At 59.9% G+C, this 22,186-nt stretch carries 19 protein-coding genes, 1 tRNA gene and 3 pseudogenes; 11 read left to right on the plus strand and 12 right to left on the minus strand.

Going from position 1 to position 22,186, the window contains the following annotated elements; genetic code table 11:
- Positions 1–2: 2 nt before the first annotated feature.
- Together ACUN0G_RS08680 and ACUN0G_RS08685 are read left to right on the plus strand one after the other, a co-directional pair.
- Positions 3–1,532 (plus strand): 3-hydroxyacyl-CoA dehydrogenase, encoded by a 1,530-nt coding sequence (locus ACUN0G_RS08680; protein ID WP_445573125.1) that lies wholly within the window; start codon positions 3–5, stop codon positions 1,530–1,532.
- Positions 1,533–1,558: 26 nt separating this feature from the next.
- Positions 1,559–2,791 carry a CaiB/BaiF CoA transferase family protein gene (locus tag ACUN0G_RS08685; protein ID WP_445573126.1) on the plus strand — a complete coding sequence of 411 codons (1,233 nt, stop codon included), beginning with the start codon at positions 1,559–1,561 and terminating at the stop codon, positions 2,789–2,791.
- Positions 2,792–2,834: 43 nt separating this feature from the next.
- Here ACUN0G_RS08685 and ACUN0G_RS08690 read toward each other — a convergent pair whose 3' ends face one another.
- Complete coding sequence (locus ACUN0G_RS08690) at positions 2,835–3,866, minus strand: aldo/keto reductase (protein WP_445573127.1); 1,032 nt, start codon at positions 3,864–3,866, stop codon at positions 2,835–2,837.
- Positions 3,867–4,033: 167 nt separating this feature from the next.
- Between ACUN0G_RS08690 and ACUN0G_RS08695 the strand changes: the two genes are divergently transcribed.
- Positions 4,034–4,954, plus strand: coding sequence for an AraC family transcriptional regulator (locus ACUN0G_RS08695; protein ID WP_445573128.1), 921 nt, complete (start codon positions 4,034–4,036; stop codon positions 4,952–4,954).
- Here the strand turns inward: ACUN0G_RS08695 and ACUN0G_RS08700 are convergent.
- Complete coding sequence (locus ACUN0G_RS08700; protein WP_445573129.1) at positions 4,884–5,831, minus strand: LysR substrate-binding domain-containing protein; 948 nt, start codon at positions 5,829–5,831, stop codon at positions 4,884–4,886. The genes ACUN0G_RS08695 and ACUN0G_RS08700 overlap by 71 nt on opposite strands.
- A 113-nt stretch (positions 5,832–5,944) precedes the next feature.
- Between ACUN0G_RS08700 and ACUN0G_RS08705 the strand changes: the two genes are divergently transcribed.
- The 3 genes from ACUN0G_RS08705 (at position 5,945) to ACUN0G_RS08715 (ending at position 7,364) form a co-directional block, all read left to right on the plus strand.
- Complete coding sequence (locus ACUN0G_RS08705; RefSeq protein WP_330208299.1) at positions 5,945–6,685, plus strand: SDR family oxidoreductase; 741 nt, start codon at positions 5,945–5,947, stop codon at positions 6,683–6,685.
- 185 nt (positions 6,686–6,870) lie between these two features.
- On the plus strand, positions 6,871–7,191 hold the full coding sequence (locus ACUN0G_RS08710; protein ID WP_445573130.1) for an aldo/keto reductase: 321 nt from the start codon (positions 6,871–6,873) through the stop codon (positions 7,189–7,191).
- 97 nt (positions 7,192–7,288) lie between these two features.
- Positions 7,289–7,364: transfer RNA gene (locus ACUN0G_RS08715), tRNA-Asn, on the plus strand.
- A 145-nt stretch (positions 7,365–7,509) separates the two neighbouring features.
- On the opposite strand, the pseudogene ACUN0G_RS08720 reads toward ACUN0G_RS08715, so the two are convergent.
- The 7 genes and pseudogenes from ACUN0G_RS08720 to ACUN0G_RS08750 all read right to left on the minus strand — a co-directional run bounded on the left by ACUN0G_RS08720 (position 7,510) and on the right by ACUN0G_RS08750 (position 10,746).
- Positions 7,510–7,910: pseudogene (locus ACUN0G_RS08720) on the minus strand (DoxX family protein).
- Between the two features lie 17 nt (positions 7,911–7,927).
- Complete coding sequence (locus ACUN0G_RS08725; RefSeq protein ID WP_445573131.1) at positions 7,928–8,599, minus strand: alpha/beta hydrolase; 672 nt, start codon at positions 8,597–8,599, stop codon at positions 7,928–7,930.
- A pseudogene (locus ACUN0G_RS08730) lies at positions 8,592–8,984 on the minus strand (DODA-type extradiol aromatic ring-opening family dioxygenase); the annotation flags it as partial. The pseudogene ACUN0G_RS08730 and the gene ACUN0G_RS08725, both read right to left, overlap by 8 nt.
- 173 nt (positions 8,985–9,157) lie before the next feature.
- Positions 9,158–9,430: pseudogene (locus tag ACUN0G_RS08735) on the minus strand (MFS transporter); the annotation flags it as partial.
- Between the two features lie 59 nt (positions 9,431–9,489).
- Positions 9,490–10,104 carry a nitroreductase family protein gene (locus ACUN0G_RS08740; protein WP_445573132.1) on the minus strand — a complete coding sequence of 205 codons (615 nt, stop codon included), beginning with the start codon at positions 10,102–10,104 and terminating at the stop codon, positions 9,490–9,492.
- A 41-nt stretch (positions 10,105–10,145) separates the two neighbouring features.
- Positions 10,146–10,499 carry a putative quinol monooxygenase gene (locus ACUN0G_RS08745; RefSeq protein ID WP_445573133.1) on the minus strand — a complete coding sequence of 118 codons (354 nt, stop codon included), beginning with the start codon at positions 10,497–10,499 and terminating at the stop codon, positions 10,146–10,148.
- A gap of 49 nt (positions 10,500–10,548) precedes the next feature.
- A complete protein-coding gene (locus tag ACUN0G_RS08750; RefSeq protein WP_058822715.1) occupies positions 10,549–10,746 on the minus strand; it encodes a tautomerase family protein in 198 nt (65 codons plus the stop codon).
- 151 nt (positions 10,747–10,897) lie between these two features.
- Between ACUN0G_RS08750 and ACUN0G_RS08755 the strand changes: the two genes are divergently transcribed.
- A complete protein-coding gene (locus ACUN0G_RS08755; RefSeq protein ID WP_445573134.1) occupies positions 10,898–11,800 on the plus strand; it encodes a LysR family transcriptional regulator in 903 nt (300 codons plus the stop codon).
- A gap of 4 nt (positions 11,801–11,804) precedes the next feature.
- Here ACUN0G_RS08755 and ACUN0G_RS08760 read toward each other — a convergent pair whose 3' ends face one another.
- Positions 11,805–12,704, minus strand: a complete 900-nt coding sequence (locus ACUN0G_RS08760) for a LysR family transcriptional regulator (protein ID WP_258344592.1) — start codon at positions 12,702–12,704, stop codon at positions 11,805–11,807.
- Between the two features lie 139 nt (positions 12,705–12,843).
- Between ACUN0G_RS08760 and salA the strand changes: the two genes are divergently transcribed.
- Positions 12,844–14,127, plus strand: coding sequence for a salicylate 1-monooxygenase (gene salA, locus ACUN0G_RS08765; RefSeq protein ID WP_445573135.1), 1,284 nt, complete (start codon positions 12,844–12,846; stop codon positions 14,125–14,127).
- Positions 14,128–14,136: 9 nt separating this feature from the next.
- Here salA and ACUN0G_RS08770 read toward each other — a convergent pair whose 3' ends face one another.
- Entirely contained in the window at positions 14,137–15,387 is a 1,251-nt protein-coding gene (locus ACUN0G_RS08770) for a benzoate/H(+) symporter BenE family transporter (protein ID WP_445573136.1), read from the minus strand.
- A gap of 153 nt (positions 15,388–15,540) precedes the next feature.
- Here ACUN0G_RS08770 and pdxR point away from each other — a divergent pair, with 153 nt between their 5' ends.
- From pdxR to ACUN0G_RS08785, 3 genes are all read left to right on the plus strand, one after another.
- Positions 15,541–17,037: a MocR-like pyridoxine biosynthesis transcription factor PdxR gene (pdxR, locus tag ACUN0G_RS08775; protein ID WP_445573137.1), complete on the plus strand. Its 1,497-nt coding sequence runs from the start codon at positions 15,541–15,543 to the stop codon at positions 17,035–17,037.
- Between the two features lie 208 nt (positions 17,038–17,245).
- On the plus strand, positions 17,246–19,297 hold the full coding sequence (locus ACUN0G_RS08780; protein ID WP_445573138.1) for a TonB-dependent siderophore receptor: 2,052 nt from the start codon (positions 17,246–17,248) through the stop codon (positions 19,295–19,297).
- 285 nt (positions 19,298–19,582) lie between these two features.
- On the plus strand, positions 19,583–21,628 hold the full coding sequence (locus tag ACUN0G_RS08785; protein ID WP_445573139.1) for a prolyl oligopeptidase family serine peptidase: 2,046 nt from the start codon (positions 19,583–19,585) through the stop codon (positions 21,626–21,628).
- Here the strand turns inward: ACUN0G_RS08785 and mug are convergent.
- Entirely contained in the window at positions 21,615–22,127 is a 513-nt protein-coding gene (gene mug / locus ACUN0G_RS08790) for a G/U mismatch-specific DNA glycosylase (protein WP_445573140.1), read from the minus strand. The two genes, ACUN0G_RS08785 and mug, sit on opposite strands and share 14 nt — an antisense overlap.
- Positions 22,128–22,186: the final 59 nt, after the last annotated feature.

Genomic DNA, 22,186 nt, shown 5'->3' on the forward strand with positions numbered 1-22,186 from the left:
ACATGACCGATTCGATCAAGATCATGGGCCTGGCAGGCACCGGCGTGATGGGCGCCGGGATTGCACAGATTGCTGCCCAGGCCGGCGTGTTGGTGCGCTTGTTCGATGCCCGCGAAAGCGCCGCGCAAACCGCTCGGGATAATCTCGGCGCCACACTCTCGAAGCTGGCAGCCAAGGGCAAGATCACCCAGGCAGCGGTGGACGCAACGCTTGCGAACCTGCAAGTCGCCGCCACCATCGAGGCGTTGCACGATTGCGATTTGGTGGTGGAAGCCATCGTCGAAAACCTCGACGCCAAGCGCGGCCTGTTGCAGCAACTGGAAGGCGTGGTCAGCGCGGGCTGTATCCTTGCTACCAACACCTCGTCGTTGTCAGTCACGGCCATCGCCACCGGCTGCCAACACCCTGAGCGGGTCGCCGGTCTGCACTTCTTCAACCCGGTGCCGTTGATGCGCGTTGTCGAAGTGATCGACGGCCTGGCCACTGCGCCGAAGGTCGGCGACGACCTGCTGGCCTTCGTGGCCCGCACCGGCCATCGCGGCGTGCGCGCCAAGGACACCCCGGGCTTTATCGTCAACCACGCCGGCCGTGCCTACGGTACCGAAGCGTTGAAGATGCTCGATGAAGGCATTGCCGAGCGCGGCGATATCGACCGTATCCTGCGTGAGGGCGCAGGTTTTCGCATGGGCCCGCTGGAACTGCTGGACCTGACCGGGCTCGACGTTTCCCACCCGGTGATGGAGTCGATCTACAACCAGTTCTATCAAGAAGCGCGCTACAAACCGTCGCCCCTGACCCGCCAGATGCTGGTGGGCGGACGACTGGGACGCAAGAGCGGGCAGGGCTTCTACCGTTATGAAAATGGCCAGATGGTGGATGGCCCGCAGCCGCAGCCGGTGCCTTCGGTGAAGCAGTTGCCGCCAGTGTGGATCGCCACCGAAAACGCTGACGACTACGAGCGCCTGAGCGCCTTGGTGATCGAGTTGGGCGCGCACCTTGAAAGCGCGGCGCAGCCTTCGCCTGAGGCGCTGTGCCTGCTGGCGCCGTACGGCCTCGACGCCACCTCGGCCAGCGAGCGCTTCCACACCGACCCTGCGCGCACCCTGTGCATCGACCTGCTGACTGACCTGTCACGCCATCGCACGCTGATGCAAAACCCGCTGACCTCCACCACCTCCCGCGACGCCGCCCACGCGCTGCTCGCCAGTGACGGGGTGGGCGTGACGGTGATCGGCGACAGCGTCGGCTTCGTCGCCCAGCGCACCTTGGCGATGGTGGTCAACCTGGCCTGCGATATCGCCCAGCAACGCATCGCCAGCGTCGACGACATCGACCAGGCCGTACAACTCGGTCTGGGTTACCCGCAGGGTCCGCTGGCCTGGGGCGATGCCCTTGGGCCACGGCGCATCCTCACGATTTTGCAGCGCATGAGCGAGCTCACCCACGACCCACGTTATCGCCCCAGCCCCTGGCTGCGGCGGCGGGCAGTGCTGGGGATTTCCCTGCGTCATGAAGAGCCGGCAGTCGGCTGATTTCGATTCATCACAGGACAAGAATAATGGGTGCATTGACAGGTTTGCGGGTGTTGGATTTAAGCCGGGTATTGGCCGGGCCCTGGTGTGGCCAGGTGTTGGCGGACCTCGGCGCCGAAGTGATCAAGATCGAACGGCCACAAAGCGGAGACGACACCCGCGGTTGGGGCCCGCCGTGGATGAAGACCGGCACCGGCGAGTCGTCCGGGCAAGCGTCTTATTACCAGTCCACCAACCGCGGCAAATTATCCGTGGCCATCGACCTCGCCACCCCTGAAGGCCAGGAACTGGTGCGAGCCCTGGCGGCCAGCTCCGACGTACTGATCGAAAACTACAAGGCCGGCTCCCTGGCGCGTTATGGCCTGGATTACGCGACCCTGGCCGAGGTCAATCCACGGCTGGTGTACTGCTCCATCACCGGTTTCGGCCAGACCGGCCCGCGTGCCGAAGAACCCGGCTACGACTTCATCATCCAGGGCATCGGCGGCCTGATGAGCATCACCGGCGAGCGCGACGACTTGCCCGGCGGCGGCCCGCAAAAAGTCGGCGTAGCGTTCTCCGACCTGATGACCGGGCTGTATTCCACCGTCGCCATCCAGGCCGCACTGCTCAGCCGCGAACGCACCGGCGTCGGCCAACACATCGACATGGCCCTGCTGGACGTACAAGTGGCAACCCTGGCCAACCAGAGCATGAACTACCTGGCCTCGGGCAAGGTGCCGGAGCGGTACGGCAACGCCCACGCCAACATCGTGCCGTACCAGGTGTTCCGTGCGGCAGACCGCGACTTCATTATTGCCTGCGGCAACGACAGCCAGTTTGTTGCGCTGTGCCACAGCATTGGCTTGCCGCACCTGCCGGACGACCCGCGCTTTCGGCGCAATGCCGATCGGGTCGCGCATCGGGCGGAGATTGTCGAGCTGTTGTCGGCGCACTTCCTGGGGCGTACGGCGGACGAGTGGGTGGCGAGTATTCACGCGTCGAAGGTGCCGGTAGGGGCGATCAACAACATCGCGCAATCGCTGGAAGAACCGCAGGTGATTGCCCGTGGGTTGATGGTGAAGATCCCGCATCCCAAGAATCCGGAGTTCGCCATGGTCGGCAGCCCGATCAAGATGTCGGGCACGCCGGTGGAGTATGTGAGGCCGGCGCCGATGTTGGGGCAGCATACCGATGAGGTACTCGGCGAGCGCCTGGGGTTGTCGGCGGAGCAGTTGGGGCAGCTCAAGGCGGGTGGGGTGATCGAGCAGTTGAGTTGAGGGTCGCGGGCGCCCAGCCAAAGGCTGGTGCCCGCTGAGGCCATCAATCGCGGGTGGGTAAACGCTCATCCGCCTGGCGCTCGAGCATCCAGCCAGGGTACTCGGGGTGTGGCTGGCTGACTTCGTCCAGCGTGGCGATATCCTTGTCTGTCAAACGCACTTGGCTGGCACGAAGGTTGTCGTCCAATTGCTCCAGCGTCTTGGCGCCGACGATGACGCTCATCACGCCTTTGCGGTGCAATAACCAGGCGAGCGCGATCGCTGAAATCGAAACGCCGTGTGCCTGGGCAATGGGGGTCATCACGTCAACGAGGTCATAAACCCGCTCCCGGTCTACGGGAGGAAAGTCGAATGCTGAGCGGCGTGCGCCCTCGGGGCTCTGCGTCGACCGGGTGAATTTCCCGGACAGCAGCCCGCCGGCCAGCGGGCTCCACACCATTACACCCAGGCCCTGGTCATCGCAGAGCGGCAGTATTTCGCGTTCCAGATCGCGGCTCGCCAGAGTGTAATAAGCCTGGACTGTTTCGAAACGGGCAAAGCCGCGCTGCTCGCTGACGCCCAGCGCCTTCATGATTTGCCAGGCGGCAAGGTTGGAGCAGCCCAGGGTACGAATCATGCCCTGAGACACACAGTCGTCGAGTGCTCGCAATGTCACCTCGACAGGTGTTACCGAATCGAAGCCGTGAATCTGATACAGGTCGAGATGTTCTACACCGAGCCGCTTCAGGCTTGCCTCGACCTGGTCCATGATGTGCCCGCGTGAAAGTCCGGCAGAGTTGGGACCGGGGCCTGTTCGGCCGAACACCTTGGTGGCAATGATCACGTTTTCGCGGGGGACATCAAGATCACGCAAAGCGCGGCCCAGCAGTACTTCCGATTGCCCTTCCGAATAGACGTTGGCGGTGTCGAAAAAGTTGACACCGGCTTCAAGGGCACGAGCCACCAGGGCCGTTGCGCCTTCCTGGTCGACAGTCCCCACCGTGCGCCAGAAGCCCTGGCCCCCACTGAACGTCATCGTGCCTAAACAGATTTCGGAAACAAATTGGCCAGTCTTGCCCAACGGTCTATAGCGCATGGCTGCATCCTTTCGATTTATCGATCAAGTCATCTGGGACTCCAGAACGATGCTTTGTGATGACGCATCGACGTCCGCTCTGGTAGTCGCTGGTATTTTGATTACAGTGAGCCAGAGTTTGAATGCAGCTAAGTCCTATTTTCTGTCGAGATCGTCCGGAGGTTGGTATGGATCCCCTGTCTGATGTGCTTTCGCAACTGGATGCTCACAGTTCATTTTTTGCAGGCCTGGAAGCGGGAGGGGAGTGGGCCATTCGATTCCCAGCCCCCGATGGCATCAAGTTCAATGCCATCGTCGAAGGCTCCTGCTGGTTGGCTGTCGAGGGCGAACCGCCGGTTTTACTGCGCCAGGGCGACTGCTTTCTCCTATCCCAAAGGCGCCCCTTCATGCTGGCCAGCGATTTGGGGGTTGAGGCTGTCGAGTCCCAGGAGGTTTATCGCGATGCGAAGAATGGGGTTGCGCGGTACCGGGACCGTAAAGGTTTTTTTCTCATCGGTGGGCGCTTTGGGTTTTGCGAAGAAGCGAGACTGTTGCTTGACGGCTTGCCTGCGATCATCGTCGTCAATGGTGAGTCTGATCAGGCCTGTGTTCTCCAGTGGGCATTGCAACGGCTTTCATGCGAACTGCCCAGTACGCTGCCAGGGGCTTCGCTGATCGTTCGACAATTGGGGCACATGATGCTGGTGCATGTACTGCGCCTTTATCTTTCTTCGGGGCAGGCACATTCGGCGAGTTGGTTGAAAGGCCTGGCCGACCCTAAGGTCAATGCGACGATCCAGGCAATACACGCCGAGCCTCAGCGCCGCTGGACGGTTCACGAACTGGCCCGGCTGGTGGGGACCTCCCGTTCGACATTGGCTCTGCGCTTCAAGCAGGCCGTTGGTATGGGGCCGTTGGCCTATGTGGTTCAGTGGCGAATGCAATTGGCCGGTCGTGAGCTGCGAAAGCGTCAGGGCAGTATTTCTTCGATTGGCCAATCACTGGGCTATGACTCCGACAGTGCTTTCAGCAATGCCTTCAAACGCGTGATGGCTTGCTCTCCGCGGGAGTATCGAGACCGGCCCCCTCCGGGCGCTGGTGTTGCATGACAAAGTCGATGAATGCACGAAGCGCAGGCGCCATCTGACGTTGACTGGGGTAGTACAGGTAAAACCCGGGAAAGGTCGGTGTCCACTCTTTGAGAATGTGGATCAACTTGCCTGCCTCGATCAGTTCAGCCACCTGGTGTCTGAACAGGTACGCGATGCCGACACCATCGAGCGCGATGCGGGTCAGCATCTCGGGTTCCGTTACGACCAGTGGGCCCTTGACTTCGATTTCCAGCGACTCGCCATTGCGCTCGAATTCCCAGCGATACAAGCTGCCATCCGTAGGCCAGCGATAAGTCAGGCATTGATGATTGGCCAGCTCCTGCGGAGCTTTTGGGGTGCCGTTGCGCTTCAGGTAGTCTGCCGACGCAACCACCATCATCTCCAGGTGATCGCCCAGCTCTTGGGCCACCATGTCCTTGTCCAGTTTTTTGCCCAGCCTGACACCGGCATCGAACCCACCGGCAACGATATCCACCAAGCGTTCATCGGTAACGATGTCGAATTGAATGCCCGGATATGCTTTTAGAAACGGGCCTATCAACGGAGCGAGATAATGGATGGCGGCCAGTCGACTGGTATTGATGCGCAGGAGCCCGCACGGGCCATCATTGGACTCCCTCAATCTGGCTAATGCCGTGTCCAGTGACGTCAGGGCCGGCAGCAGGTCCGCGAGGAGCCTGGCGCCGATCTCTGTTGGAGAGACACTGCGGGTCGTGCGGTTGACCAGGCGAACGTCCAGGCGTTCTTCCATAGTGCGGATTGTCTGGCTCAGGGCGGAGGCGGACATTCCCAGGTGTGCGGCGGCGCGGACAAAACTTCCCTGTTGAATGACCGCAGCAAACGCTTGCAGTTGGGCGTATTCGTTGCCTCGCATTGTGTCCACTTCCTTAATGGGTCATGCGGATAATAACGCATTATCAAATGGATCCAATTACGCAATACTCAGCCCGGCTTCGAGCTTTTTACGTCAACAATGGAGGTAGACCTGTGGGCAGATTCTCTGGCAAACGCATTTTGATAACCGGGGGCACGAGCGGCATGGGGTTGGCAGGTGCCAAGCGTATTGCTGACGAAGGCGGCCGAGTGGCTGTCACGGGCTTCAGTCGTGAGCATCTCGAAGAAGCCGCAGCGACACTTCCTGCTGATGCGTTGGTGTTCAGAAATGACGTATCGGATCCTGACGCCGTAGCGCAATTGGTGGACGAGGTCAGGAAGTTGGGGGGGCTCGATGGCTTATGGCTGAACGCGGGTTATGCTCAAGTGGGCTCAATCGAAGACACAGATGCGCAGTTTTTCGACCGGATGATGAGCGCCAACGCGCGAGCGCCGCTACTTCAACTTGCCCAACTGACCGACCTGCTTTCTCCCGGTGCCTCCATTGTGTTGACGTCTTCGACCTCAGCCTATGAGTCGGCCCCCATGGCCAGCGTCTACGCGGCAACCAAAGGCGCAATGATTTCTATGGCGCGTTGCTGTGCTGCGGCGTTAGGGCCGCGAGGCATCAGGGTTAACGTACTGGTGCCGGGCCCGATTGATACCAACTTTCGCAACTTCATGCCTGATGACGTCCGTCGACAGTTCGAAAATGGGTTGGTCAATCAATTGCCGTTGCGGCGCGTCGGTACGGCTGCCGAAGCGGCGGCTGTCGCCTTGTTTTTACTGTCGGATGATTCTTCCTACGTCACCGGCAGCCAATACGCGGTGGATGGCGGCTTGACGATGCGTTAATAGCGAACTCACCGGGTTCTTTACGCGATGTGTTGTGCCCAATAAGCAGTCAATGAGTCAGAAGTATAAAGTTTTAGTTGCGGTGTTTCGTCAAGTGCACATTTTTCAGGCAGTCAGCCGTAGCAGTATAGAGTTGAAACTCTTATATGAGTGGCTGCTTACTCGCTAAAAACTATGTGTAAGGGATGACTTATGGGCAACAGCGACAATCATTGCGGACGCAGACGGACAAGGTGCAATCCTGGCTCTATGAATCGGCGGTGGAAAGCGACACAAGGATCATCGAGGTGGTTACCTCAATTGCCAGGGAGCGAGGCGTCACCAATGCTCAGGTCGCACTGGCCTGGTTGCTTGGGCAGCCGGCTGTAGCATCGCCGATTATTGGCGTGACCCGTCTGGAGCAGCTTGATGAGCTGGTGGGTTCACTTAGCATTGAGCTTGAAACCGAGGAGCTCTCACGACTCTCTGCGCCTTACACGCCCCATGCCGCACCCGAATACGTTTAGTCTTGCGCGGGCTGGCCCATGAATTGATTCGGTCGGTGTTGGGCTGGAAGTATTCAGTGCTTGACTTCTCCTTTTCAATCAGTAACATACGGCGCATTCCGCGATAGCTCAGTTGGTAGAGCAAATGACTGTTAATCATTGGGTCCCTGGTTCGAGTCCAGGTCGTGGAGCCAGATAGTGAAAAAGCCTGCAGAGATGCAGGCTTTTTTTTGCCTGGGATTTGACCTGGCGAAACCTGGTGAGGGGGGATCTTGATCTGCACGCCGTCTGCATGGGGCCACGCTCGTCACTTTGCTCAAGCGCAGCCTGTCGCGTCGATCAGGCTTTGCCGGAAGACTTTGTCGCAAACGCACCATCGCCCAGCAGCGCAACGACCAGCGCGGTGACGCACAGGTAGATCGGATATTCCCAGCCGCCGTTGGCGTTGGTAAAGCTCCAGCCGTTGCTGAAGTGCACCGTCGCCGCAACGAACAGTTGAACCACCGCCAGGGCAGCGATCCAGCGCGAGTAGACGCCCAACACCAACAGCAGGCCGCCGATCACTTCAAAGGCCATCACCGGATAAGCCAGAAAGCCCGGAAAGCCGATGGATTCGAAAAAGCCGGCGGTGCCCGCAGGGGTGAACACCAGCACTTTGGTCAGGCCATGGGCAAGGAACATGATGCCCAGGGCAGGCGCAAAACGAAGGCGGCGTAGGGAGCGGTGCGTGTGTCGATCATGGTGAAGATCCTTTTGTTCAGTGAGAAAGCGGCAAGGTTTGAGTCAGCCATTGAGAAAAATCCGCCAGTTCCTGCGCGACGATCTCGTGGCCCATGGTGTAGAAATGCGTTTCATGGACGACGCCAAGACGGTCCAGCCAGGCATCCGCCTCTTGCGCCCAGGCGATAGGCAGAACGTTGTCCTGATGACCATGCGCGATAAACGCGCGTACGGATTTGAGTCGCCCTGCGGACGCTATATGTGGATCAAGCTCGCGCAACATGCGTCCGCTCAACAGGGCAAAACCGACCACCTGTCCAGGCTCGGTCAGCCCCACACTGGCGCTCATGATGCCGCCCTGGCTGAAGCCTGCGATCACGGTCGGCATCGCTGGCAGCGCATCAATAAATCGGCTCAACAGTTGTCGGCTGGATTCAGCCTGCTCTTGGTTGAAGGAAGGGCCGTTGCTGGTGAAGTTCACCTGGTACCAGGCGAAACCCTGCGGGCCGACTTGCAATGGGCCGCGCAACAGAATCACTTCCAGTTCCTCCGGCAATGCATCCGCCAACGGCGCCAGATTGGCTTCATTCGATCCCACGCCGTGCAGCAGAATCAGTCGGCTTTTAGGTGCCGTGGTGTTGCCGCCCTTGCGGAAGAACAGGCCGGTTTGCGGCTCGCAAGCCACCTCGGTAAAACGGTTGTCACGCATCGTCGGTAACGCCTTGTTGGGGGTGAGAGGGGGCGGAGAACAGGTAGCTGTCCATCGACAGCACCCCGTAACTCACGCCGCCTTCCAGCACGCGGGTGTCGTAGTGCTCGCCGGCCGCGCCGAGTGCGATAAGCAGCGGTAAAAAATGCTCATCCGTCGGGTGGGCGCGTTCAGCTGACGGTGCGTGCTGCTTGTAGTCCAGTAGAAACTCGGTGTTGCCTGCGTGCAGTGTCTTGGCTGTCCAGGCAGCAAATTCCTTGACGTAATCGGCGCCGTGGCTGGATGCGCCGCGGAACTCATACAGGTTGTGAGTCAGGCTGCCGGACGCCACGATCAGGATGTTCATCTCCCGCAGCGGCTTGAGCGCCTGGCCCAGCTTCCAGCCCAGGCGTGGACCGGCCTGACCGGGCTCGATCGCAAACATCGGAGCACCATGAGACACAAATAGCAGGGGGAACGAAATGTTCATGGTGAGTGACTCCTTGGTTCAATGATTATTTGTTCAGCCAGACTGGGGTGATCGAAGTGCCCAGGCCCGCGCCGTAGCCCCGGTAGATGTACGGAGGCGAGGGTGAAGATGGCGAAACCCATCGCGAAGACGGATTTTGCCCCCCCCCATTTATCGCCCCATGCACCGCCCAAGATCAGCAGGGCAGAAAACGGCAACGCATAGCTGTTGATGACCCACTGCAGGCCGGTGAGGTCGCTATTGAATGCTTCTTTGAGCGCACCGAGGGCGACGTTCACAACACTGACGTCCAGTTGCACAACCAGAAAACCGAGGCACGCCGCGGTCAGGTTGGCTCGTAACGAAGAAGAAGGGTGGGTCATAGCGGCTGTGATTTACCTCGATCGCCAGTGATAGCCCGGCTATCACTGGCGCAATTCACTTAAACGAACTGCAGTACGTCGTTGACGGCTTTGCGTGGTTTTTGTGGCCAGTTGGTCGCGCCTGGGTAGCCAACAGTGACCATCATGACGGGGATTTCCGCGTCCGACAGGCCAAACTCCTCAGTCACTGCAGTTTGGTCGAATCCAATCATCGGGGTTGAAATCAGCCCTTGGCCTTTGGCGGCGAGCATCAGCGTCATCGCGGCCAGGGAGCCGGAGCGGATGGCTTCGTCGCGCTGTAACTGCGGGTTCTCCCCGTACATGCCCTGGGCGGCACCGACCCACATGTCGTAGATCGACTGGTCGATGATGCCGGCATCCACCGACGGCTTCAGTGCAGCCGGCAACGTTTCGTGTGGGTTGAGGGTACCGCAGACAATAAACGTCACGGCTGCGTCCATCACCTTCTGTTGGCCAAATGCCAATGGCAGCAGACGCGCCTTGGCTTGGCTGCTGCGAACCGCCACGAACCGCCAGTTTTGCAGGTTAAAGGCGGAAGGGGCGTGTGTCGCCAGGTTGACCAGCTCGGCGATCTGATCGTCGGTCAATTGACGTTCAGTGTCGTAGCTGTTGGCGGAAATTCGGGACTTGATAACTTCGGCAATACCGGACATGGCGTTCTCTGTACGTTAAGGGGCAAGCGTCTTCGTTCACATCAACGGCTGAAGCCGTCGAACGGGGTCATGTACACCGCGCCGAACGGGTCCAGGCGCTTGCGGATTTCAGCATCCGGCGTGCCGTACACCACCAGGCCGGTGATGGTGCACAGTTCCAGGAACCGCTGGCCGAACGGTGCAAACGTGGTGTCGACGTGGCTGACCACGGCATCCGCGTCGTAGCGCTCAAGGATATGAATGGTGCTGGTGTCTTCGTTGGCGCTGTATTCGTAAACCAGCGTGCCTGTCTCTGCACGGGTGGCCGTGACGATTGTGGCGATCAGCGTCTTGAACTCGGCGAATTCCGCGGGTTTTACCGCGAGGGTAAACAGGCAGGAGATGTAGGGGTGCATGATGAGTTTCCGTCAGAGGCGCCAGGCGCGCCTGTTGAGTAGGAGAGGGTCAAGACTTGTCTGGGGCATCCCCGAACAACTTGCCGGCGCCAGCCCAGTCGGACGCTGCGACGTCTTCGAAAATGACGTAGATGTAATTGGCGTCAGTGCCGGTGTGCTTGACGATGCTTTCGGTGATATCGGCGGCAACAGCGGCTTTTTGTGCGTGTTCTTTACCTTCGAACCAGCTCACTCGTACGACGGGCATCAGGTATTCCTCTTGGAAAATGGATCGGGGAGCAGTGCGTGGTGTGCACTGTTGTCTGACTGAAATCCATCGTACTGGCGAACAAGCTGGCGATAAACGGCCTCCAGCTATAATCTGGGTAGATTAAAACTCTACAATCAGCGAGCCCAACATGGTCCCTATTGATTCCTTCCAGGGCGTCATCACCTTTGTGGTTGCTGCTCGCTCTTCCAGCTTCACCCAGGCTGCCGAGCGGTTGGGGCTGTCGAAATCTGCTGTGGGCAAAGCCATCGCCCGATTGGAGCAGCGCCTGGGGGTGCAGCTGTTTCATCGCACTACACGACGGATTTCCCTGACCGCCGATGGCGAAGCCTATTTCGCAGCGTGCTCTACGGCGCTGGAAGAAATCGGCGCCGCCGAAAGTGGCCTGGGGCCCGGTGGTGGTGAGCCTTCAGGGCGATTGCGCGTCGATATTCCGGTGGCCTTCGGGCGTCGCGTCGTTGCGCCCTTGCTCTTCGAGATCGCCAACAAGTACCCGGCGCTGCAATTGAGCCTGACATTTTCCGATCACCTGGTGGACCCCTTCGAGGAGGGGATCGACTTGTTGGTGCGTTTCGGCGAATTGCAGGACACCAGCGGTCTGGTCGCGCGGCGGTTGATGCGCCAGCGCTGGGCCATTTGTGCCGCACCTGGCTACCTGACACGTTTTGGCGTGCCACATACCCTCGAAGACCTTAATCATCACCGCTGCATTGTCGGGCATCGACGCGGCCAGCCGCTGGCGTGGCGAGTCATGCAGGCAGGGCAGACGGTGCGCTACGCGCCACCCTCTACCCATCAGATTGGTGATGGCGAAGCCATGATTCTTGCGGCGATTGCGGGCGCCGGCTTATGCCAGATGCCGCGCAGCCTGTTCCAGGACGATATCGAAGCGGGCCGGTTGGTAGAGGTGCTGCACACCTATGAACCGGAAGCGGTGGATGTGCATGCCGTTTGGCCGAAGGTGTCGCATCTGCGGCCGAAGGTGAGGTACGTGGTGGATGAACTGGTCAAGCTGTGCGCGCATTGGCAGTGATGGGCTAATCGCTGAACAGTTCAAACATCAATTGTCGGAACCATTTATTGGCCGGGTCCCGATTGTATTTGCCGTGCCAGAACAGGTTGATTGCAATCTCGGGCAAGGGCATAGGCAACGGCAGGCTCGTCAGGCCAAAAGGGCCGGCGCAACTGTCGGCGAAACGCTCGGGGACGGTGGCGATCAGGTCAGTGTTCTGCAGGATATGGCCCACCGCAACAAAGTGCGGCACCTCTAACCGAATCTCACGTTGCAGGCCTGCGCGCTGCATGTGTGTGTCAATTTCCCCATGACCGGTGCTGGCGGCCACGATCCTCACATGCCCAAACTCACAGAATCGTTCCCGGGTCATCGGCAGTTCAGTCAGCGGATGGTCTTTTCGGCACAGGCACACATAGCGGTGATGAAACAGGCGGCGCTGGTAGAAGCCTGCCTGCAGGTCCGGCAGGAGCCCGACTGCCAGATCCACCTCACCATTGGCCAGGCTTTCGGAGAGATCGGCATGGCTGCGCAGGGTGCTCACCGAAACGCCCGGCGCTTGCTTCAGCAGCGCCTCGATCAAGCGCGGCACAAAGTAAATTTCGCCGATGTCAGTCATCGCCACCACGAACCTTTTCTGGCTGGTGGCCGGGTCGAATTCATCGTGGCGGTTGATCGCGCCGTGCAACAGGCCGATTGCCTGGGAGACGGGTTCCGCCAGTTGCGCGGCATAGGGTGTGGGCTGCATGCCCTTGGGCGTCCGTACAAACAGTTCATCGTTGAACGTGGTCCGCAGCCGCTTCAGCGCGTTGCTGACAGCGGGTTGAGTCAGCCCGAGGCTCTCGGCTGCTGCTGACACGCTTCGGTCCAGCAGTATCTGGTTGAAGATCACCAAAAGGTTCAGGTCCAGCTCGCGCAGATTCATTTCGGCTTGTCGCTCTGTGGACTTTAGAAAGGTTAAGCCTATTCAGGATGGTGATAGTTTGTATGGGGGTTAAGGCATTTATCAATGGTTTGTGAATAGTCATGATCGGACTATTCCAAAAACAACATAAGGTTTACCCATGACTAGCCCTCAATCTGTCTTGCAGCTGGGCATTGTCGGCGGCGGCATCGCTGGCGTGGCCCTGGCACTCGATCTGTGCCGTCACAAGCACCTGCAAGTGACATTGTTCGAAGCAGCTCCCGCCTTTGGTGAGGTGGGTGCGGGCGTGTCGTTTGGTGCGAACGCTGTTCGCGCCATCGAAGGACTGGGCATTGGCAAACCCTACGAACGCATCGCTGACCGAACCCCGCAACCGTGGCAAGACATCTGGTTTGAATGGCGTCGCGGTGCAGACGCCGGCTATCTCGGTGCCAGCGTCGCCCATGGCGTGGGCCAGTCCTCCGTGCACCGTGCAGATTTTCTTGATGCCTTGGCCAAACAACTGCCGGACGGCATCGCGCGCTTCGATAAGCGTGCGGTCAGCGCGCAAGAGACGGGCGACAGGGTCAGCGTCCAGTTCACCGACGGCACAGACTATGAGTGCGACCTGCTGATCGCCGCAGACGGAATCAAGTCCAATCTTCGCGACTATGTACTCCAGGGGCTCGGCCAGCCTTTGGTCGCACCGCGTTTCAGCGGCACCTGCGCCTACCGCGGCATGATCGACAGCGAGCAACTGCGCACGGCCTATCGCGCTGCTGGTATCGACGAGCATTTGATTAACGTCCCGCAAATGTACCTGGGCCTCGACGCCCACATCCTCACATTCCCCGTCAAGCAAGGCCGGCTGATCAACGTGGTGGCGTTTGTTTCTGACCGCAGCGACCCGAACCCGGTATGGCCACCAGGCACACCCTGGGTGAAAAGCACCAGCCAGGCCCAGATGCTGGAGGCGTTCGCCGAATGGGGCGATGCCGTACGCGTTCTGCTCGAATGCATTCCCGAGCCGACGCTGTGGGCCCTTCATGAACTCGACGAACTTGCAGGCTATACCCATGGCCGGGTCGGACTGATCGGTGACGCTGCTCACGCCATGCTCCCACACCAAGGTGCCGGGGCAGGGCAAGGGCTGGAAGATGCCTGGCTGCTCGCCCGCCTGCTGGGAGACCCACGAGTGTTGGAGAGTAACGCCCAAGACGTACTTCAGGCGTATGACGCGATTCGGCGACCACGCGCCTGCCGCGTGCAGCGCACCTCTTGGGAGGCCGGCGAGCTCTATGAGTTTCGGGATCTCCAGGTCGAGGATCGAGAAGCCCTCCTGTCCACCACCCTGGCCAGTCGATTCGACTGGTTATGGAACCACGACATGCAGTCGGACCTTGCAGATGCACGCGCCCGGCTTGGGTGGGTTGAAGCCACTTGATCGCGTATATCAGTTGGCAGCGCCTTTACGGGTCACAGGCTCGGCAGCAGGATTGATGGAGACCGGCTCGTGACGCGGCAAACGGCCGTTGAGTACGGCGTACGCCGCGAGACCCATCAGCAGCCCCCAGAATGCCCCTCCGATGCCGAACAAAGTGATGTTGGCGGCAGCAGCCAAAAAAGTAATCAGCGAGGCTTCGCGGGATTTGGCGTCGGCCATGGCACTGGCCAGGCTGCCGCCGATGGTGCCCAGCAGGGCGAGCCCGGCCAGCGTCGTGATGAAGGCTGCCGGGAAGGCCATGAACACCGCCGCGAGGGTCACACCGAAGATCCCTACGAGGATGTAGAAGACGCCAGCAGCCAGGCCGGCGATCCAGCGTTTGGAGGGTTCTTCATGGGCATCCTTGCCGGTGCAGATGGCTGCTGTGATCGCCGCGATGTTGAACGCGTGAGAACCAAAGGGCGCCATGAGCAAAGAACCCAACCCGGTGAGGGTCACGATCGGATTGGCACTGGTGCTGAACCCATCGTTGCGCAGTACCAGCATGCCAGGCATGTACTGGCCGGTCAGGGTGATCAGAAACAGCGGCAGCGCGACACTGAGCAAAGCATTGAGCGAGAACTCAGGCTGGGTGAACACCGGTGCCGCGAGTTGCAGCCCCAGCCCCGACAAATCCAGGCGTCCCTGAATCAGCAGGAAGGCCAACCCCACTGCCAGAATGCCCACCACCGCGTAGCGCGCGGTAAAACGTTTGAGCAGGATGTAGGCACCGATCAGCAACCCGACCAGCATCGGATCAATGCTCATGCCGCCAAAAGCCCCGATGCCAAACTGCAGCAGGATGCCGGCCAGCAGCCCTGCGGCCACACCCGGCGGGATCAGTCGGATGACTTTTTCGAAGTAGCCGGACAAGCCCAGTAGCACGAAGGCAGCGGCCGAGATCATGTACGCGCCCACCGCCTCGGCATAGGGCGTGGTGGCCAGGGCGACCACCAGAAATGCCGCTGCGGGTGTCGACCACGCAGTGATGATCGGCTCGCGAGAAACCCAACTGAGGACCAGCCCGGTAACGCCCACGCCAATCGACACGGACCACACCCACGAAGCTGTCAACTCAGGGCTCAGCCCAGCGACCTTGGCTGCCTGGAAGACCAGAATGAACGTACCGCCATAGTTGACGATGACCGAGATCAGGCCGGCGACAATCGGATGAATGAGATCGCCGAGGCGAATAGATGACTTGGTTGTTGAAGAAGGCATGGCTTTAATTTTGCTCCTTGCAAAGAGAGGTACTTGGCCTCGACTGGAAAGTGATTTATAACGCTGAACTGGCCTGTTTAGCCCATACACTTTTGCGTATGCAACCAGACCACTTTTCTTTGCAGGCCAACTTATTTATCCAGGGCAGACCGCATGGCAAAAACCTTCGAGCTCGAAACGCTGAAGATGCGGCTCACCGACCCCGAGTTTCAGTTGCTGGATCTGCACCAGCGGATTCAGCGCGCCCTGCGTGCACTGATCCTCGACGGAGCCCTTGACGCAGGCCTGAAGCTGCCGGCAACCCGGGTTCTGGCCAAGACGCTCGGCGTTGCCCGCGACACGGTCGAGAACGCCTACGTGCAATTGCAGCGTGATGGCTTCATCGTGCGGCGCGAGGGTTCGGGCAGCTATGTATCCGAGACGGTTGGTACCGAATTACGCGGGGCGGCGCGTCGGCGCATGAAGTTGCAAGACACCCCACGCAGCGAGGTGGTGCCAGGACCGGGCTTGAGCCGACGCGGTCGGATGATTTTCGACAGTGGTGGAGTTAACGATCAACAGGTGATCAAGGCCTTTGCCACGGGCCTGCCGGAAACCCGAACCTTCCCCACCGATGTCTGGGAACGCCTGCAACGCCAGGTCATGAAGGACCACCGCGGCAATGTCCTGCTGCACGGAGACCCGCAAGGCGCCGAGCCTCTGCGCAAGGCCATTGCCACCTACTTGAACCTCGAACGCGGGGCCACACACTCCCCCGATCAGATTCTGGTGTTGAGCAGTACTCGCCAGGCGCTTTTTCTGTGCGCGCAGTTGTTGGTGGATGTCGGCAAACCGATCCTGCTGGAAAACCCGGGCTACTACGGCGCCAGGAAGGCCTTTGAAACCGCCGAGACCAAGGTCGTGCCCATTGACGTCGATGCCCAAGGCATACGCACAGACCTGCTGTACGCCGACCGTAGCGGCGCCAATTGCGTCTATGTCACGCCGTCTCATCAATACCCCACCGGCGCAACCTTGTCGCTGGAGCGTCGTCTTGAGCTGATCAACTGGGCAGCGGAGAAGGGCAAGTGGGTCATCGAAGATGACTACGACAGCGAGTTTCACTACGACGGTCAGCCCACTGCCTGCGTTCAGGGCCTGGACAAGTACCAGCGTACGCTCTACATCGGCACCTTCAGCAAGACCCTCTACCCTGGGTTGCGAATGGGCTACATGGCACTGCCCCACGAGTTGATCAAAGCCTTCACCTACGCGCGCAGCATCATCGACGGCCACACGCCACAAATCCTGCAACTGACCCTGGCGCGCTTTATGGAGGACGGCCATTACAACGCCCATGTCCGGGCCATGCGCAAGCTGTATGGCGGGCGCCGTTCCATCATGCTCGATGCGATCGTCAAGCACCTGGACGGCATCGTTACCGCTTTGCGTCCTCCCGGCGGGCTACAAATTCCCTGCCTGCTGCACGATGGTTGGTCGGAGGAAAAGACCCTCCGCCAAGCTGCCAGCGCGGGCGTGCAACTTCCCGGCCTCAGTCGGCTGTACGCCGGCGAGGAGAAGAAACACGGTTGGCTATTGGGGTATTCGTCCTTGACCGCCTATGAAATCGAAGCAGCGATGCTGCGCCTGGCCAACGCGCTGAGTAAGTAATAGGCCTGCAAAGCCCCAGCTCTCTTGGCCCCTATAAGGGGGGAGCATTTCAAAACGGGTACAAAATATTTTGAAATAATTTCAGTTAATGAGTTAGATTCCTATTAGCGTTATCAGCAACGATCGTCCTTGATCATCTTGTCGTAGGAATTTTTCTTTGAAACATCGCTTTCCAGCCACTCTGTTGCTTGCCGGTGCATGCAGCGCCATGCCTCTTGCCCACGCTGTAGAAGATTTGACGCTGCCGGCGACCCAGATCGATGGAAGCAGTGAACGCGCTGACGGGCCGAGCGACGGCTACCAGGGCAGTCCGGCATCCAGCACGACCCGCCTGGGTCTGACGGACAAGGAGACACCGCAGGCCGTGACCACCATCACTCGGCAAGCACTCGACGACTTCAAGATTACGGGTATCAAGGACGCGCTGCGCTCCGCGCCCTCGGTGACCGTGGAGCAAACCGAAACCGATCGCACGGAGTTCACTTCCCGCGGTTTCGACATCAACAACTTTGAATACGACGGTGTGGGCATGCCGTTCGTGGGCACCACACTGATCGGTGAGCAGGACTTGGCCGAGTTCGAACAAATCGACATCTTGCATGGCGCCAACGGCTTGATGAGCGGTGCCGGTAACCCGTCGGCCACGGTCAATTTCGTGCGCAAACGTCCGACCGACACGTTCCAGGCGCAAGTCGATACCAGCGTCAGTTCCTGGGACGGCCGTCGCGTAGATGTGGACGTTGCCGGCCCATTGACGGACTCCGGTAACGTCCGTGGCCGCTTCATCTATTCCCACGACAAGGGCAATTCCTGGATGGATCGCTACAGCCACGAGCGTAATGTCGCCGCTGGCCTGCTGGCCTTCGATCTGTCTGATGCCGACACGGTGACGGTGGGTTTTTCCCAGCATGACAGCAACTCCAACGCCAGCACCTGGGGCAACCTGCCGCTGGTGGATAACAACGGCAACGCCATCCACTATGGCAGCCGCAGCTCCAGCATCGGCCAGCCCTGGACCTATTGGAACCTGCGTACCCAGCGCACGTTTACTGAGCTCAAGCATGACTTCGGCAATGGCTGGAACGCCACGGTCACGGCGACGGGGATCGTCGAGAAGCAAGACACCAACATGCTGTACGTCGCCGGGGTTTCAGGTGATGACGCCTCGGTGTTTGCCGCCCACACCACCAGCGAGGACCATCAGTTGCTGGGCGAGGCCAAGGTCTCTGGACCGTTCAGCCTGTTTGGTCGCGAGCATGAACTGACCGTCGGTGCCGCCTATGGCCGCACCCACCAGAAGGCTCGAGAGTACGATGCGGCCGAATCCGGTTATTACGATGCATCGTTCTCGCAGGTGTTGGCGGGGAACCTGGCGCATCCGTCGTTCGTATTTACCAGTGACGGCAACACTCAGAATTTCACCGACACCCAGAAAAGCGTTTACGCCGGTGCGCGGTTCAGCCTGGCGGATGACCTGCACTGGATCGCTGGCGCACGAATGATCAGCCTGGATGCTTCCGGCGACAGTTATGGCGCCGACTACTACACCCGTGCGCACGGCAAGGTCACGCCCTATACCGGCCTGGTCTACGACCTGAGCAATCAGTGGAGCGTGTATGGCAGCTGGACGAAAATCTACAGCGCGCAGTACAACCTGGGTGTCGACGGGAAATTGCTTGCACCTCTGGAAGGCAAAAGCATGGAGGCGGGTGTGAAGGGCCGTCTGTTGGATAACCGCCTCAACGTGACCGCGGCTGCGTTCAAGACCCAGCAGCAGAATGTCGCGGAGTACGCCGGTTTGGTCGAGGGCCGGCAGGTCTACAACCCGATGGATTACAAGAGCCACGGCATCGAGCTGCAAGCCTCCGGCGAAGCGCTGCCTGGCCTGGATCTGCTCGCCGGTTATACCTACGTGCGCATCGACAATGACGACGGAGAGAAGGCGCGCAAATATGTGCCGACCCACAGCGTGCGGGGCATGCTCACTTATCGTCTGCCGGGTATGCCCAAGGCCAAAGTCGGCACGCGGGTCAGTTGGCAGGGCGCGGTGGAAAACGACACCAACAGTGCTATCCGTCAAAACGCCTATGCGTTGCTCGACTTCATGGCCAGCTATGACATTGACAGCAATTGGAGTACGTCCGTAAATCTGAACAACGTGACCGACCGCAAATATTTGTTATCGCTGTACAACAGTGCGTCTACAGCCAGCTACGGGGCACCGCGCAACGTCGTGGCCTCCGTGACCTGGAAATACTGATGCCGCCTGAAGGCTCAGAGTGATCGAGCCTTCGCACAATCCCCAGGCTCCCGCGACTGTAGATCAACTACGACGAGGTCATAGCCCGCACAGCCGGGTGATCGTGGTTCAGCCTGAGCGTTCCGCCAGGGCAGGTCGGGGTGGCTGGAGTACGTTTGCGTCATGCAGGGCGGTTCAAGTCTTGATGGCGCTCCACCTTATGCCCCGGCTTCGCCCAACTGAAAAAGACGTTCAAACTTTTCCCCCTACGTGCTATCCATGGCTGTTTGTCGACAGGAGTCGAGCATGACCACACTTCCCGTAATCACCCCTGATCCTTTCCAATGGCTTGAAGACGTCGACGGCGAGCAATCGATGCATTGGGTGCAAGCCCAGAACCTCAAGACCGAAGACCGACTCGCCCGCTCCGACAGCTTCCGGCAAATCAAAGCCGATGTGCTGGAGATGCTGGACTCGGACAGCAATATCCCCTACGTCGACAAGGTCGGTGCCCATTACTACAACTTCTGGATGGACGCCGCTCACCCGCGGGGCCTGTGGCGTCGCACCACGCTTGAGGAGTTCCGTAAGCCTCAGCCCGCCTGGGAAACGTTGCTGGACCTTGATGCACTGAACGCCGCCGAGGGCGAAAACTGGGTGTGGCACGGTGCTGACTATTTGCGCCCGGACTACCAGCGCTGCCTGCTGGCGTTGTCCCGAGGCGGGGCGGATGCGAGTGTCACCCGGGAGTTTGATCTGGCCAGCAAGACCTGGGTCGAAGACGGCTTCCAGTTGCCCGAGTCCAAGGGTGGCCTGGGCTGGATCGACCGTGACAACGTCTATGTCTTCACCGATTTTGGTGAAGGGACGATGACCCGCTCCGGTTACCCGCGCATCGTCAAACAGTGGCAGCGTGGTACGCCGATGAGTGCCGCCCGTATTGTCTACGAAGGCACGCTGGATGATATGTACATCGCGGCGATGCACGATGATACGCCGGGCTATGAGCGTGACTTCGTCAGCCGCACACTGGCGTTCTACAACAACGAGCTGTACCTGCGGGGCAGCGACAACCAGTTAAGCAAAATCGATGCGCCGAACTCGGCGGAAAAGTCGGTGTACAAAGACTGGCTGCTGCTGGAACTGCGGGAGGACTGGGCGCTTGATGAGGTGTTTGTGGCCGGCTCGTTGCTGGCGATCCGGTTTGATCGCTTCATGGCAGGCCAGCGGGATTTCGACGTGCTGTTCACTCCTACGGACAGCACCTCGCTGGCGGGTTTTTTCTGGACGCTGAATCACCTGGTGCTGAACATCCTTGATCACGTCAAGAACCGCCTCAGCGTCCTCACCCCCGGCGCGAGCGGCTGGCAGCACCGCCCGTTCACCGGGGCGCCGAGCATGGGGACGGTGGATGCCAGCGCAGTGGACAGCGACGACAGTGATGCCGTCTGGCTGGTGACCACTGACTACCTGACGCCGACCACCTTATCGCTGGCCGAGATCGGTCATCCGCCCGAGGTGCTGAAAACCCTGCCGGCCTTTTTCGATTCCAGCCAGCACGTGATCGAGCAGCACTTCGCGGTCTCCAGGGATGGCACTCGTGTGCCGTATTTCCTGGTGCTCGGCAAAGACCTGCCGCGCAACGGTACGGCGCCTACCTTGCTCTATGGCTACGGCGGCTTTGAATACTCCCTGACCCCGTATTACTCCGGTAAGGCAGGCCGCGCCTGGCTCTCGAAGGGCGGGGTGTATGTGGTTGCCAACATTCGCGGTGGCGGTGAATACGGCCCGCGCTGGCACCAGGCAGCACTCAAGCAAAACCGTCCGCGTGCCTATGAAGATTTTGCCGCAGTGGCCCGTGACCTGATCGACCGTGGGATTACTTCGCCCCAGTACTTGGGCGCGGAGGGTGGCAGTAACGGTGGTCTGTTGGTCGGCAATATGCTGACCCAATACCCGGAACTGTTCGGTGCAATCGTCTCCCAGGTGCCCCTGCTCGACATGCAGCGCTACCACCTCTTGTTGGCCGGAGCGTCGTGGATGGGGGAATACGGCAATCCGGACGAGCCTGAAGAGTGGGCGTATATCCAGACGTTTTCGCCGTACCACCTGTTCGATCCGGCGAAGGCCTACCCACCGGTGTTTTTCCTGACCTCAACCCGCGATGACCGGGTGCATCCGGCCCACGCTCGCAAGCTGGCGGCGAAGATGATCGACGCCGGCAAGGACGTGACGTACTACGAAAATATCGAGGGTGGGCACGGCGGGGCGGCGGACAATGCGCAGGCTGCGCATATGAGTGCGCTGGTCTACAGCTTTTTGTGGGAGAAGCTGAGTCCTAATCGGGACTGAGTGTTGCCCGCCTTAATTGTTGGTACGCCTGCACCAACTGGTCGAGCGTAAACCCAAGGTTTCTGCCGCTGGGATTGCGAACCCACACAGCCGCATGCCCCAGGGTATGCGGTTGAAGCCCCCAGGCAATCTGCTTCTGCCCGCTCAACGCGCTATAGGCTGCCTTTCCCAGAAACGCCACATACCGTGGCGCATAACGTGCGATCTTGCGTTCAAAACTCACCGCTGCTGCCCTGAATTCATCCGCTGACAACTGATCCGCCCGGGCCGTAGGCCGCTCCACCACCGTGGTCAGCCCGCATTGGTACTGCAGAATCGTGCGGTCGTTTTCCGCCTGCACTTCATGGGGCGTAAACCCGGCCAGGTGCAGCGTGCGCCAGAACCGGTTGCTCCTGCCCATGAAGTGATGCCCGGTGGCGGCGGCCTTCAGGCCAGGGTTTATGCCGCAGAAAATCACGGCCAGGTCTTTGGTCAGAATGTCTTCGAGTGTTTCGTTCATGCTGAGTCTCAGGCAAGTGTCTCCGACAACCTTCGGAATAACACAGGGGAGCGGTCTGG

The organism is Pseudomonas sp. 32A (assembly GCF_052682255.1).

Excerpts from the sequence above, each read along its gene's own strand:
- ACUN0G_RS08680 (WP_445573125.1), top strand. The coding sequence starts at position 3 with ATGACCGATTCGATCAAGATCATGGGCCTGGCAGGCACCGGCGTGATG.
- ACUN0G_RS08685 (WP_445573126.1), top strand. The coding sequence starts at position 1,559 with ATGGGTGCATTGACAGGTTTGCGGGTGTTGGATTTAAGCCGGGTATTG.
- ACUN0G_RS08690 (WP_445573127.1), bottom strand. The coding sequence starts at position 3,866 with ATGCGCTATAGACCGTTGGGCAAGACTGGCCAATTTGTTTCCGAAATC.
- ACUN0G_RS08695 (WP_445573128.1), top strand. The coding sequence starts at position 4,034 with ATGGATCCCCTGTCTGATGTGCTTTCGCAACTGGATGCTCACAGTTCA.
- ACUN0G_RS08700 (WP_445573129.1), bottom strand. The coding sequence starts at position 5,831 with ATGCGAGGCAACGAATACGCCCAACTGCAAGCGTTTGCTGCGGTCATT.
- ACUN0G_RS08710 (WP_445573130.1), top strand. The coding sequence starts at position 6,871 with ATGACTTATGGGCAACAGCGACAATCATTGCGGACGCAGACGGACAAG.
- ACUN0G_RS08725 (WP_445573131.1), bottom strand. The coding sequence starts at position 8,599 with ATGCGTGACAACCGTTTTACCGAGGTGGCTTGCGAGCCGCAAACCGGC.
- ACUN0G_RS08740 (WP_445573132.1), bottom strand. The coding sequence starts at position 10,104 with ATGTCCGGTATTGCCGAAGTTATCAAGTCCCGAATTTCCGCCAACAGC.
- ACUN0G_RS08745 (WP_445573133.1), bottom strand. The coding sequence starts at position 10,499 with ATGCACCCCTACATCTCCTGCCTGTTTACCCTCGCGGTAAAACCCGCG.
- ACUN0G_RS08750 (WP_058822715.1), bottom strand. The coding sequence starts at position 10,746 with ATGCCCGTCGTACGAGTGAGCTGGTTCGAAGGTAAAGAACACGCACAA.
- ACUN0G_RS08755 (WP_445573134.1), top strand. The coding sequence starts at position 10,898 with ATGGTCCCTATTGATTCCTTCCAGGGCGTCATCACCTTTGTGGTTGCT.
- ACUN0G_RS08760 (WP_258344592.1), bottom strand. The coding sequence starts at position 12,704 with ATGAATCTGCGCGAGCTGGACCTGAACCTTTTGGTGATCTTCAACCAG.
- salA (WP_445573135.1), top strand. The coding sequence starts at position 12,844 with ATGACTAGCCCTCAATCTGTCTTGCAGCTGGGCATTGTCGGCGGCGGC.
- ACUN0G_RS08770 (WP_445573136.1), bottom strand. The coding sequence starts at position 15,387 with ATGCCTTCTTCAACAACCAAGTCATCTATTCGCCTCGGCGATCTCATT.
- pdxR (WP_445573137.1), top strand. The coding sequence starts at position 15,541 with ATGGCAAAAACCTTCGAGCTCGAAACGCTGAAGATGCGGCTCACCGAC.
- ACUN0G_RS08780 (WP_445573138.1), top strand. The coding sequence starts at position 17,246 with ATGCCTCTTGCCCACGCTGTAGAAGATTTGACGCTGCCGGCGACCCAG.
- ACUN0G_RS08785 (WP_445573139.1), top strand. The coding sequence starts at position 19,583 with ATGACCACACTTCCCGTAATCACCCCTGATCCTTTCCAATGGCTTGAA.
- mug (WP_445573140.1), bottom strand. The coding sequence starts at position 22,127 with ATGAACGAAACACTCGAAGACATTCTGACCAAAGACCTGGCCGTGATT.